12 protein-coding genes are annotated in these 13353 nt (G+C 40.8%); 9 read left to right on the top strand and 3 right to left on the bottom strand.

The features are described 5' to 3' along the window. The first annotated feature begins 97 nt into the window (after window positions 1–97). On the top strand, window positions 98–484 hold the full coding sequence (locus tag I6F66_RS14240; protein ID WP_007580596.1) for an MmcQ/YjbR family DNA-binding protein: 387 nt from the start codon (window positions 98–100) through the stop codon (window positions 482–484). Between the two features lie 36 nt (window positions 485–520). Here the strand turns inward: I6F66_RS14240 and I6F66_RS14235 are convergent, their stop codons facing one another. The 3 genes from I6F66_RS14235 to fadI all read right to left on the bottom strand — a co-directional run bounded on the left by I6F66_RS14235 (window position 521) and on the right by fadI (window position 4621). Further along, window positions 521–1030, bottom strand: coding sequence for a GNAT family N-acetyltransferase (locus I6F66_RS14235; protein ID WP_007580595.1), 510 nt, complete (start codon window positions 1028–1030; stop codon window positions 521–523). A gap of 73 nt (window positions 1031–1103) precedes the next feature. After that, window positions 1104–3311 carry a fatty acid oxidation complex subunit alpha FadJ gene (fadJ, locus tag I6F66_RS14230; protein WP_165729177.1) on the bottom strand — a complete coding sequence of 736 codons (2208 nt, stop codon included), beginning with the start codon at window positions 3309–3311 and terminating at the stop codon, window positions 1104–1106. Then, window positions 3311–4621: an acetyl-CoA C-acyltransferase FadI gene (fadI, locus tag I6F66_RS14225; protein WP_004335629.1), complete on the bottom strand. Its 1311-nt coding sequence runs from the start codon at window positions 4619–4621 to the stop codon at window positions 3311–3313. The genes fadJ and fadI overlap by 1 nt, the downstream gene beginning before the upstream one ends. Window positions 4622–4927: 306 nt before the next feature. Here fadI and I6F66_RS14220 point away from each other — a divergent pair, with 306 nt between their 5' ends. The 8 genes from I6F66_RS14220 (at window position 4928) to I6F66_RS14185 (ending at window position 13193) form a co-directional block, all read left to right on the top strand. After that, a complete protein-coding gene (locus I6F66_RS14220; RefSeq protein WP_197209390.1) occupies window positions 4928–5884 on the top strand; it encodes a MoxR family ATPase in 957 nt (318 codons plus the stop codon). Window positions 5885–5887: 3 nt separating this feature from the next. Then, window positions 5888–6832 (top strand): DUF58 domain-containing protein, encoded by a 945-nt coding sequence (locus tag I6F66_RS14215; RefSeq protein WP_197209389.1) that lies wholly within the window; start codon window positions 5888–5890, stop codon window positions 6830–6832. Between the two features lie 2 nt (window positions 6833–6834). Continuing rightward, entirely contained in the window at window positions 6835–7269 is a 435-nt protein-coding gene (locus I6F66_RS14210) for a DUF4381 domain-containing protein (RefSeq protein ID WP_197209388.1), read from the top strand. Further along, entirely contained in the window at window positions 7262–8248 is a 987-nt protein-coding gene (locus I6F66_RS14205; RefSeq protein WP_165729175.1) for a VWA domain-containing protein, read from the top strand. The genes I6F66_RS14210 and I6F66_RS14205 overlap by 8 nt, the downstream gene beginning before the upstream one ends. Continuing rightward, a complete protein-coding gene (locus I6F66_RS14200; protein ID WP_197160027.1) occupies window positions 8248–10170 on the top strand; it encodes a VWA domain-containing protein in 1923 nt (640 codons plus the stop codon). The genes I6F66_RS14205 and I6F66_RS14200 overlap by 1 nt, the downstream gene beginning before the upstream one ends. Continuing rightward, a complete protein-coding gene (locus I6F66_RS14195) occupies window positions 10164–11822 on the top strand; it encodes a BatD family protein (RefSeq protein WP_165741875.1) in 1659 nt (552 codons plus the stop codon). Before I6F66_RS14200 ends, I6F66_RS14195 begins: the two co-directional genes overlap by 7 nt. A gap of 61 nt (window positions 11823–11883) precedes the next feature. Beyond that, window positions 11884–12441, top strand: coding sequence for a sigma-70 family RNA polymerase sigma factor (locus tag I6F66_RS14190; protein ID WP_032827217.1), 558 nt, complete (start codon window positions 11884–11886; stop codon window positions 12439–12441). Then, complete coding sequence (locus I6F66_RS14185) at window positions 12441–13193, top strand: DUF3379 family protein (protein ID WP_165741872.1); 753 nt, start codon at window positions 12441–12443, stop codon at window positions 13191–13193. Before I6F66_RS14190 ends, I6F66_RS14185 begins: the two co-directional genes overlap by 1 nt. Window positions 13194–13353: the final 160 nt, after the last annotated feature.

Raw genomic sequence — 13353 nt, 5'->3', positions numbered from 1 at the left:
AGCTTGTAAAATTTTAATTTATACTAAAATACATATAATCAAATGTGAAAAAAACTGCTATGGTAGCTTTACCGAGTATGACTTCAAGGAATGGATCATGGACCAGAAAAAAGTACATGAGTATTTAGTTAAAAAACCACTTGTTCAGGTTACAAAACCATTTGCGCAAGAGGTTGATGTATATAAAGTGAATCATAAAATGTTTGCGACTCTTGCTATTGGCAATGACGGTCAAACTAATGATGATGGTGAGGTTATTTGGTGGCTTAACTTAAAGTGCGATCCTGATGAAGCAATATCATTGCGTGATATTTTCCCGGCAGTGATCCCTGGTTACCATATGAATAAACGCTTATGGAACACAGTAATTTTAGACGGCACAATTCCACAAGGTGAAATTGAGAGAATGATTGATAACTCATTTAATTTAGTCGTAGAAAACATGCCAGAAAAAGACCGAAAAGCTATTTCACTTCACTTGTAAACACTTTTTGGGCTAGGCTACTAGCCCATTAAAACCCTACACCTTAAGCGTATAAATTAAATCGTCATATAACTTTTCGCCTATTGTATGCACTTTAAAAAGTGTATCGGTATGGGTTAAACCGCACTTACCAAGCACCTTTTCAGAACCAATATTGCCACGCGTTACGACTGCTTTAAACTGCCTAATACCACATTCTTTCCAAGCCCAGTCAATCACAGCTCTTAGGGATTCTGTCGCGTAGCCTTTATTAAAATACTCTGGCAATAATAAATAACCAAGCTCTGCGGTTTCTCCGTCATAGGCAAAACCTGTAACACCCACAGGTTGTTTTGTTTGATTATTAATAATGAGTAAACACAGGGGATGACGTGATTTAGCATTCCACTTAGGCAAGCGTATCTCAAAGCGGTTTCTTACCAGTGACTCCATTGGCATATCAAAACAATACTTGAGGACTTGAGGATCGCGATGAAGCGCAAGAAAAAGAGGCCAATCAGATTCTTCCATTTGGTATATGCTCAATCTTTGTGTAAATAATGTCATTAAGCTCCTCATTTATTTATAAAAACTATAAAAAAACCGCATTTAAATGCGGTTTTTTTAGATAGCAGAAACTTTATTCTTTCGTTTCAATCTCTTTGGTAACTTCAGGCTCAGTTACACTTTGCTCTTGTGACTCAGTGCTTTGTACTTCAGGAGCTACAACCTCAACATGTGTTGCGTTATAAAAAGTAGCACCAGAGCTTGCCATTGTTACCAGTGATTCACATGGTGCAAAGTTAGCATCGCTGTTAGCTAATGTAGACATATCAGAGCTTATTTTACTTGCGCCTAATTTATCCATATAGCTAAACGGGCCACCTAAAAATGGTGGAAAACCAATACCAAATATTGCACCGATATCGCCATCACGTGGGCTGGCAATAATGCCATCATCTAAACAGCGTACTGCTTCGTTAAGCATTTGCGATACACAACGCTTAGCAATTTCGCTCTTGTTTAAACGTGGAGCCGGGGTAACACCCAATAGTTCGTAAACTGACTCATCAACCTTTTTGCCTTTTTTATCGTATTCATAAAAACCACGACCAGACTTACGGCCAAGGCGTTTTGAATCAATCATACGCATAAATGCATCAGGGCCTTTAAAACGCTCGCCTAATTCTTTTTCAAGAATTGGGGCAATTTTAGAGCCAATATCAATACCTACTTCATCAAGTAGAGCCAGCGGGCCTACCGGAAAACCGAACTCAACAAGCGCTGCATCAATCTTTTCAATTGGCTCGCCTGCTAACATTAAGTTAGCAGCTTCGTTTAAGTAAGGCGCTAAAATACGGTTGACGTAAAAACCGGCCATGTCTTTTACAACAATTGGCGTTTTACCTTGCTTACGTGCAAAGTTAACAACGCGGGCAATGGTCTCTTGAGACGTACCTTCGTGTGGAATAATTTCCACTAATGGCATTTTTTCCACTGGTGAAAAGTAATGCAAGCCAATTACATTTTCAGGACGTGCTGCCTGCGCTGCAATTTGCGATATTGGTAATGATGACGTGTTACTTGCAAAAATTGTATTTGCTTGGCATTGCTGCTCTACGTCTGCAACCATACCTTGCTTAAGTGCAAGGTCTTCAAACACCGCTTCTATTACTAAATCAATGTGTTTAAAGCCACTGTAGTCAGTTGTACCTGTAATACGGTTCATCGTTAACTGCACATCAGCTTTAGACATAATACGACGCTTAAGACGCTTATCTAAAATTTTATAGGTGTAGCTCATTGCATTACTAATGCCCTGCTCTGCTACATCTTTAATACGTACCGGTACTTTAGCTTTAACAGCACTTACGTGCGCAATGCCTGCGCCCATTAGTCCACCACCTAAAACAGCAGTTTTGCTTATTGCGGGTGCGTCATCATTGCGCCACTCTTTTTTCATTTCAGTCGTTGCAAAGAAAATACCGCGAAGCGCTTTCGATTCGTCACTCATTACAAGTGTTGCAAAGCTTTCAGCTTCTGTTTTATACGCTTTTAGCTCATCAAGCTCTACACTAGCTCGCACTGCTTTAATAATAGCTAGTGGTGCTGGGTAGTGCCCGCCCGTTTTTTTAAGTACGTTTTCTTTTGCTTTTTTAAAGATAAAGTTACGACCAAACGGGTTTGACTCTAGTAATTTACTAATATTGTCGAGCTTTGGCTCTTTTGCTTGTGGCTTTTTCTTCGCGGCAAATTCTTTTGCAACTTTTAGCAGCACACTGTGCGGTACACAATCATCAAGCACGCCTGCTTTTTTAGCTTGCGTAGGGCGAATTTGTTTACCTGTTAGCATCCACTCAAGTGCTTTTTGAATACCAACAATTTTGGTTAAGCGCTGGGTGCCGCCGCCACCTGGAAGTAAACCAAGTTGTACTTCTGGTAAGCCAATTTTTGTTAAATCACTGTCGGTACCAACACGGTAATCACATGCTAAAGCAAACTCTAAACCACCACCTAATGCAGCGCCATGAATCGCACTTACTGTTGTGTATGGCAGTTTTGTCATATCAAAAAACGCTTGATGACATAGCTCGCTAATAGCTAAAGCATCTTCACGCTTTTGAACGCTATCGAGCATTTTCACATCGGCGCCAGCAATAAAGTTATCGCTTTTTCCGCTTATAAATACCATGCCTTTTACATTTTGCGACTTAGCGTCTTCTAGTAATGCTTTTAAATCATCGGCAAAACTGCTGCGCAGGGTATTCATTTTCTCACCCGGCACATCAATCGTTACCACGGCGATTTTATTTTCATCTACCGCTAAATTAAATACTGAATCTGTCATTACGCGCTCTCCAATACAAAGGCTGCACCTAAACCGCCAGCAGCACACGCTGTTGTTAATGCTAAACCGCCACCACGACGTTTAAGCTCGTGTAAGCTTTGCGTAATTAAGCGTGCACCTGTTGCTGCAAATGGGTGACCATATGCTAAAGAGCCGCCGTTAACGTTAAACTTATCCATGTTAATTTCGCCAATTGCTTTGCTGCGACCTAAATGCTCTTGTGCAAATTTGTCTGAAGCAAACATTTTCATATTGGCAAGTGTTTGCGATGCAAACGCTTCGTGCATTTCAATTAAATCTAAATCAGCAAGGGTAATACCCGCTCTATCTAGTGCAATAGGTGTTGAATGAGCTGGGCCCATTAGCATGTCTTTTTCTACACCAATTGCTGAAAATGCAAAGCTGCGTACATAACCTAGTATTTCGTAACCCAATGCTTTTGCTTTGCTTTCGCTCATCATAAGCACTGCCGCTGCACCATCTGTTAATGGTGTTGCATTTGCTGCGGTAACTGTACCGTGCTGGCGGTCAAACACCGGTTTAAGCTTAGCGTAGCCTTCAACCGTTGAGTTTTTACGAATATTATTGTCTTCTGAAATGAAGCTTTTATATGGCGGTAAATGCGCCGTCATTACTTCATCTTTTAACTTTCCATCAGCCCATGCTTGCGTTGCAAGTGAGTGAGAACGATGTGCTAATGCATCTTGATCTTCACGGCTAATATTATGTGTTTTAGCCATTTGCTCAGCAGTTTGTCCCATTGAAAGGCCTGTTGAGTACTCTGCAACCGCAGGTGGAACTGGTAATAAATCTTTTAAACGCAGTTTTGAAAATATTTTTAAGCGCTGACCAAGCGTACGCGCTTTATTTAAATCAACTAAGCTGCCTGCTAGCTTTTTACTTACACCGATTGGCAATACTGATGACGAATCTGCGCCGCCTGCAATACCTACACTTACAGATCCCGCCATAATAGACTCAGCTACATTAGCAATAGCCTGAAAGCTGGTAGCACATGCGCGCGATACAGAATATGCATCAACCGATACTGGCATACCTGTGCCCAATACAATTTCACGTGCAATATTTGGCGCTTCTGGCATTTGTACTACTTGACCAAATACAAGTTGATCAATTTCTGACTTATTGAAATTTAATCGTTCAAGCATTTCGTTAACCACCAACTTACCCATATCAAGTGCTGGTACATGGTGAAACGCTGTTGCTTGCTTTGCAAAAGGTGTACGTAAGCCGCTAACTATGGCAATACGGTCGCCCTTTGGTGTTTTTAGTATGTTTTGCTCAGACATTTATGCTCTCCCGCTGACAGGTCTGACCTGTTTGTTTTCCTCGATTCTAAACAACCCGTGTGCTAAAGCCAATAGAAAAACACAAATTTATATAAACAGTGTTTAATTACGACTATCACAATAGGCTTTTTTAGACGCATTTACAAAGTTTTGTGGTACGCTAAAAATCGTTAAAAAATAACGAACTATTTTAAAAAATACAGTCTAACTCTTGAGTTACCCAATTATAAACCTTATAAATAGGTCAGTATTTATCACCTAACACTATTAGGTACAAACCCAGCTGACGAGGACAGTCCACTTATTATGGCAGCTAACGCATTTTCACAATTAAAAACGTACTTAGATACACAAATCATTGGCCAGCCAGAGCTTACACAAGCGCTACTTATTGCTATTTTAGCTGATGGTCACTTATTAGTAGAAGGCCCTCCTGGGCTTGCAAAAACACGTGCAGTTAATGCACTTGCTAAAGGTATTGAAGGATCGTTTCAGCGCGTACAGTTTACGCCAGACTTATTACCGGCTGATGTAACAGGCACCGATATTTACCGCCAACAAACTAGCGAGTTTGTATTTGAAAAAGGTCCTCTTTTTCACAACCTAATTTTAGCTGACGAAATTAACCGTGCACCAGCCAAAGTACAATCAGCACTATTAGAAGCCATGGCAGAGCGCCAAGTTACCGTAGGTAAAAACACCTATCCGCTTAGCGAGCTGTTTTTAGTTATGGCTACACAAAACCCGCTAGAGCAAGAAGGGACTTACCCGTTACCAGAAGCCCAGCTGGATCGTTTTTTACTGCACCTAAGTATTGGTTACCCTGGCGCAGAGCATGAGCTTGATATACTACGTTTAACACGCGGCGAAGCGCTTAACGAGCAACAGCCAGTATTACAAAAGATTAGTCAAAGCGATTTATTTGCTGCCCGAAAAGAAATACTAGGCCTTTATTTAGCAGAGCCGCTTGAGCAATACCTAGTACAACTTATTATTGCCACCCGTGAAGGCGCTAAATTAGATGCACAACTAGGTAGTTGGATTGAATTTGGTGCAAGCCCGCGTGCAACTATAGCACTTGATAAATGTGCTCGTGCTCATGCATGGCTTCAAGGCCGTGACTTTGTAGCACCTGATGACATTAAAGCTGTTGTGCATAACGTACTGCGTCATCGCATTATTTTAAGTTACGAAGCCCAAGCCGATGGCATTACTAAAGATCAAGTAATAAGCCGTATAGTTGAACTTGTAGCCGTACCATAAGTTATGCAAAAACAATTAGATCCCCAAGCATGGCTTAAAGAGAGCCATAGCCACGGTGTTAATTTAGCACTTAAAGAGCTGATGTATTACAAAGCCAAAGCGCAATTGCTTGAGCTTGCCCCTAAGGTAAAAATAAAAAATACCTTAACAGGGCAATACCTTGCACCGCACAAAGGTCGAGGAATGGAATTTGCCGAAGTGCGACATTATCAGCAAGGTGACGACATTCGCTCTATTGATTGGCGAGTCACTGCGCGAACCGGCGAAACTCACACAAAGCTCTTTCAAGAAGAAAAAGAGCGCCCTGTGTTTGTGTTTACTGATTTTTCAAACTCGATGCTGTTTGGCTCAAAGTTACTGTTAAAGTCGGTGCAAGCTGCGCATATAAGCGCCCTTGTTGCATGGTCGGCGTGTCAGCGCGGCGACAGAATTGGCGGTATTGTGTTTAATCAGCACTCGCATTTGGAGCTAAAACCCAGTGCTCGCGAAAAAGCCGTCCTTAAGCTTTGTCATAATTTATGCGATAACCACCAGCAAGCGCTAAGCAACATTGATAAAGCAGCCACTAACAACTTTAGCGATAACCTAAAGCGCCTTAATCATTTAGCAAAACCTGGCAGCTTAGTGTATTTAGTGTCTGATTTTAACGCTCTGGATGATGCCAGCTTTAAGCAACTCGAAATATTAAGCCGCCACTGCGAGCTGATTGGTTGCCACATAAGCGATCCATTTGAGCATCAGTTACCTGCGTTTAAGCAAGCAGTTACCGTTAATGCTAATGGTCAAGACTTTGCCCTACCATTAATGGATAACAGCTTTAGAGAACGCTTTGCTAAAAATGCTGAGCAAGCATTTAGCACGCGCTTAAATCGCCTAACTAAATCAGGTCTTAATTTAATATCATTCAATGCAGCAACACCGCTTGAGCTGCAATTAGTGAGAAAATAACCATGCAAACCAATCCACTCGATGGCCTGCACGATATAATAGCGCCAAGCCAAGTTAATTGGTGGCCACTCGCCCCTGCTTGGTGGGTTATTATTGCACTGCTGTTTTTAGTACTGTGCGCAGCTATTTATATATTCTACAAAAAACATCAATTTAAAAAGCCTAAACGCTACGCAATACAATTAAGCCAAAGTGAGCAAAATCCTCAGCAACTGCATATTATTTTAAAACGTTTAGTGATTGAATATTACGACAAGCGCCTTGCTGCGCAATCTACCTCTAAATGGTGCACAACACTTAATACACTCACCGGTTTGAACTTTACAGAACAAGAAATACTAAGCCTATATAATCCCAGCCAAAAAGATACAACACTGTGCGAAAAATTTCGCCAAGGTATTAAGCAATTTAAAATAAAGGAGTCAGTACATGTTTGAATTTAGCTGGCCATGGTTATTTTTATTAATACCCTTACCTTTATTACTTTTACTATTAAAACCCGCAGCAAGTAATGCCAGTACGCGTTTACGTATACCCAGTTTTGCAAAGCACAATTTAACCAGCCAAAGTATTGAGCCACTCGCACGACGTTTAAATCCTTTTGAGTGGGTAATTTGGTTATTACTTGTGACTGCCGCTGCCAATCCAACATGGTTAGATGAGCCAATCTCATTGCCAAACGAAGGCCGCGATATAATGCTAGCTGTTGACTTATCAGGCTCTATGACCGAGCAAGACATGGCTTACAATGGCCAATATGTTGACCGCCTTACCATGGTAAAAGCCGTACTCAGTGATTTTATAGAGCAGCGCCAAGGCGACAGGCTTGGGCTGATATTATTTGGCGACACCGCATTTTTACAAACCCCCCTCACGCGCGACGTTAAAACAGTAAGTAAAATGCTCAGTGAAGCGCAAATTGGTTTAGTGGGACGCGCAACAGCCATTGGTGATGCATTGGGTCTTTCGGTAAAGCGCTTTGCCAATAAAGATGAAAGTAATCGTATTGTGGTGCTATTAACCGACGGACAAAACACCGCTGGTAACCTAAACCCAGAAGATGCCTTACTGCTAGCCCGCGAAGAAGGTATTAAAGTGTACACCATTGGCGTTGGCTCAGATAATCCGCGCGGTTTTAGCCTCTTTAATATGGGTGGCTCTAGTGGCAGTAATTTAGATGAAAGCTTACTTAAAAAGATTGCCGAGCAAACTGGCGGATTATACTTTAGAGCCAAAGATGTAGCAGGCCTTCAACAAATTTACGCAGAGCTTGATAAACTTGAACCTATTAGCGCTGACGAGCAAACATTTCGCCCACAAAGCTCATTATTTTACTACCCGTTACTTATCGCTATTTTACTTATTAGCTTAAAAGTAATGCTTAGTACACTGCGTGCATTAAAGGAGCCAAACTAATGGATTTTGAATTTATTCGCCCCGCTCTTTTATGGTTACTCATACCTGCTGTGGCATTATTTTTTGTCGCCTTAATTAAGGATAAAAAAACGACTAGTGAGCAGCTAATTGCACCGCATTTAGCACAATTTATAATGAGCGAAGCAAACACTAAAGCCAGCCAACCACTTTGGTTAGTTGCTTTGTTTTGCAGCCTTGGCATTTTATTTAGTGCTGGGCCTAGCTTTGAGAAAAAACAAGTTCCTGTATTTCAAAGTAAAAGTGCCCGTGTAATTGTTATGGATATGTCGTACTCAATGTACAGCACCGATATTTTACCAAATCGTTTAATGCAATCACGCTTTAAAGCGCTTGATATGATTGAGCTATTTAAAGAAGGTGATACCGCGCTTGTAGCTTACGCAGGCACGGCCTATATAATATCGCCACTAACAAACGACGCCACAACACTCAGTAATTTAATTCCAAGCTTAAGCCCTGAAATAATGCCAGACAAAGGCTCAAACGTTTTAGCCGGTCTTGATATGGCCAAAGAGCTATTAACGCAAGCGGGTTATATTGATGGCGACATTATTTTAGTGACCGACGGTATTGACCAACAAGAACAAAGCGACGTGAGTAGCTTTACCAATAACACCCAATATAGATTAAATATATATGGTGTAGGTACCGCTCAAGGCGCACCGATAAAATTACCTGAAGGTGGTTTTTTGAAAGACAGATACGGCCAAATTGTAGTACCTACACTTAATGCCACTCAGCTTAAAAATTTAGCATCAAGCAGCGGCGGTAAATTTGCCAGTTACCAACCTAGCAATAACGACATAAATATATTTGCTCCAAGCGCGCAAAGCGAATTGTTAAAAGACGAAAAACAAAGCCATGCACTTTGGCGAATAGATGCCGGTATATACGGACTGTTACTGTTATTGCCATTTGGCTTGTATTTATTTAGACGCGCTGCCTTGCTGGGGGCTTTTTTAGCCTTTAGCTTTTTACCGCAGCAAGATGCGTATGCCGTAGAGCTTCCTACTCTTTTGCAAAATTCAGATCAACGTGCATTAGAGGCTTACAAAAATAAAGAATACGATGCAGCAACACAGGCGCAATCGAGTGAGTTAAAAGGCGCGGCGCTTTACCAGCAAGGTAATTTTGATGCTGCACTTAATGAGTTTAGTAATGATAAGTCGGCTACCGGTTTATACAACTACGGTAATGCCCTCGCCAAAGCTGGCAAGCTTGAGGACGCCATTGAAGCCTACAAACAAGCCCAAACCTTACAAGACGACTTTACACAAGCAACTGACAACCAAGCTTTAGTTGAACAATTACTCAATCAACAAGATCAGCAAAGCGACGGCGACGACTCTCAAGACCAAGATGATAGCCAGAAAAAAGATGAGCAAAACCAAGGGCAAAATTCTGATGAGTCAAAACAGGATAAGCAACAAAATGGTGATAAAAGCGATTCTGAAAAAGGCGAAAACGAAAGTCAAAGCTCAAGCGATGAAAAATCTGATAAAGAATCAGATAAAGAGTCTGAACAATCAAAAGATCAACAAGGTGAGCCTGGCGAGCAATCAGACAAGCAAAATGAACCTGATATGCAAGCCCAGCCACAAAGTGAGCAAGGGCAAAATAAAGACGCTGACCAACCTAAAGACGAGCAGCAACAAAGTAAGCCACAAGCAATGAATGAGCAACCTGCTACTGATGAGCAAAAACAAAATGCTCAGCAACAAGCTATGCAAGCCCAAGCAAGTGAGCTCACTAATGAAGAAAAAGAAAAAGCACAACAGCTTAATCAACTACTTAGAAAAGTCCCGGACGATCCGGCTATTTTATTACGGAATAAAATGCAATTAGAAGCCCAAAAAAGACAATATAAACGTCGCCCTACAGGAGTCGAAAAATCATGGTAATGCGATTATTTTGCTGTTTATTGCTATTAAGTGCGATGCCTTCGTGGGCTGCCACCAAATTAGAAGCCAGCGTAGATAAAAACCCTGTTTTAGCGGGTGAATTTTTTATGCTTAATATATCCGTAGACGATACAGTTAAAGGCGAGCAACCAGACACCTCATCGCTGTTAAAAGACTTTGTGGTAGGCCCAACAAGCTTAAGTTCTCGTACCAACATTATTAATGGCAGCATTAATAAACAAACCACGTGGTCAGTTAAATTAATGACCCGTGCAGAGGGTGATTACACTATTCCGGCATTTAGCGTTGCAGGGTTAACCTCACAGCCTATTAAATTAAAAGTGGCAAAACGCTCAGTTGATGCAGATAAAAATAACGAAATATTTTTAAAAACGTCGCTCTCGAGTAATTCATTGTTTGTCCAAGAAGCCGGTGTTTACACTATTAAGCTTTACCTTGCGAAAGAGCTGCTTGATGGCAGCTTAAGCACACCAAGTATGGAAGATGCTCAGCTAACCCAATTGGGTAAGCAAACTGAAAGCTATGAGCTTGTTGATGGTAAACGCTACCTTGTTATTACTCGCGAGTATTTGATTCAGCCACAAAAAAGTGGTGCGTACACTATTGCAGGCCCCGCTTTTCAAGGGCGAGTACAACAAAATTATCGTCAATTAGAAGTATCAGCTCTTGGCGACGATCAGCAAATAGAAATTAAACCAATTCCGAGTGATTATAAAGGTGCATGGTTACCAAGCGAGCTGGTTAGTCTTGATGAAGAATGGCAACCTAACGACAACACCGTAGAAGTAGGTACGCCTATAACACGTACTATTACACTTACTGCGCTTGGAGTTACAAAAGAGCAATTACCTGAAATCTCTATGCCTACCATTGATGGCATACGCAGCTACCCTGATAAAAAAGAAAATAACAATGCAGTACGTGACGGACGCGTTGTATCGCAGCAAACCGCATCGTATGCATTACTGCCGCAAAAACCAGGTACTTATACCCTACCTGAAATAAAACTGCCTTGGTTTAACACTAAAATGAATCGTATTAGCGTAGCTACATTACCAAAGCGCACTATAACGGTAACGCCTAGTAGCACTGCGGCTAATACAGCTGTGGCAAATCCGCAGCCAAATATAAATAATTCATCTGCTATTGAAAATATATCGAATGAAGATCTAGGCACACAAAACATTGAAATTAAAAGAGATACTCCTCTTTGGTTAATTGTAGTTGCCGTTTTAGGATATATTTTATGGATTGGTACTGTAATTTTTTATCTAGTTACCCGTTCTTCTAAAAATACGACTGAAAAAGTACAGATTAATAGTGGGCGTATTGTTCAGCCAAACTTGAATGAGCTTAAAGCTTTAGCTAAAACACACGATGTGAAAGCTTTTTACACCGCATTAAATAGTTTTTCTGTAAAGGTGACTCACAAAAATGTTGGCGCTATTGATGAGCTTTGCTATCGCGTAAAGAGCAGCGAGCTTAATGGCCTCATTAGCCAATTGCAGGCACAACTTTATAGTAATAAAGGCGCAAACACGGATCTTAATGCTATTATTAAAATTCTTGAGAACTATCAAACTCAAGCATCAAAGTCGCAACAAGCTGTATTAAAAGACCTTTATGATTAATAACTACGATACTCAGGTCTTTTTTTGCAATAAATAATAATTTTTAATTAAAAAAGTGCTTATGCTTGGAAAGAAAAAATCAAACAATCAGGTCTTAATCGATATGGCAGAGAAACAAAAGCGTTATGAAGCCTTGGTCCACGTTTACAATAAAGAGCTTTATCGCTTTGCTTATTGGTTATGCCGTGATCCGCACATAGCAGATGATTTAGTACAAGAAACGTTTTTACGCGCGTGGCGTTCTCTCGACTCTTTACTTGATCAAAAGGCAGCTAAACCTTGGCTGCTTACTATATTACGAAGAGAAAATGCGCGCCGATTTGAACGTAAACAGTTTGATTACAGCGACGTAGAAAACGATACGCTTGTTGATGAAACCAGCCACTCATTAGATGATGAAATGGAGCAAACGGTTATTCAACGCCAGATTGCCCTGCTATCTGATGAATACCGAGAGCCATTATTACTACAAGTTGTAATGGGCTGCTCTGGTGAAGAGATCGCAGGCATACTTAATTTAAATAAAAACACGGTAATGACTCGTTTATACCGTGCCCGAAATCAACTTAAAGAGGCTTTAAGCCGTGATGATGAACAACTTAAAGGGGCATCAAAATAATGGATGAACTTGAGTTTCGTCGCCGCACTATTGCGCAGCCAAACGACATTGACAAGGAGCTCATGGAGTTTGCTAACAATAACCCTGAGCGACAAAGTTTTATTAACGATATGAAAGATTTTGATAAGTATATTCAAGACTCTTTAGATATACCTGTGCCTGAAAACCTTGCAGACCGCATTCTTTTAAACACATCGTTAAAAGAAAAAGCGCTACAAGAAGAGCAAGCAACGGGAAAGAACGTGGTTGATGCCCGCTCGCGTTTTAAGTTTGACCGAGTGCATCTTGCATTAGCAGCGTCTTTTGTAGTGGCTATTAGTGCCTTCTTTTTTAGTACAGAGCAAAATATTGCACACGAAGCGGGTGAGCATGCGCTTGCCCATGTGTACTACGAAATTAGTGCGCTTGACAAAAAAGAGCCCATTAGCCTACAAAGCGTTAACGACAAGCTTGCAGTATTAGGTGGTCATCTTGATGAACTTCCTGGTGATGTAACTTACGCTATGTTTTGTGATTTTAAAGGCGAAAAAGGGCTGCATTTGATATTTGAGTCTGACTTTGGCCCAATGACTGTATTTATAGTGCCATCTGAAAATAAATCATTTGGTTTTGGTGATGATAATTTCAAAGACGAGCGCTTTGAAGGTCATATTAACCGAGGCTCACAAGCAGATACTATTTTAGTGGCAAGTGTTGGAGCACCTCTAAATACTTATAACGAACGCGTTACTGGCGCTATTCGTTGGCTTTAAAATAAACAAATTTACCGCTTAGTTCCTACTAAGCGGTTTTTTGATTATATACCCACCAATAAACCTTTTCTTTTATACTCAAAACCTCTGATTTTTAAAGTAATTAATTAAACTCCTTAAGAAAGTAAATTATAATCGCGGCTCGATTTTAATTAGGGAA

It is taken from the genome of Pseudoalteromonas sp. NZS100_1 (genome assembly GCF_015864285.1).
GTDB lineage: Bacteria > Pseudomonadota > Gammaproteobacteria > Enterobacterales > Alteromonadaceae > Pseudoalteromonas > Pseudoalteromonas arctica.
This window is presented reverse-complemented; position numbering and strand designations above follow the sequence as displayed.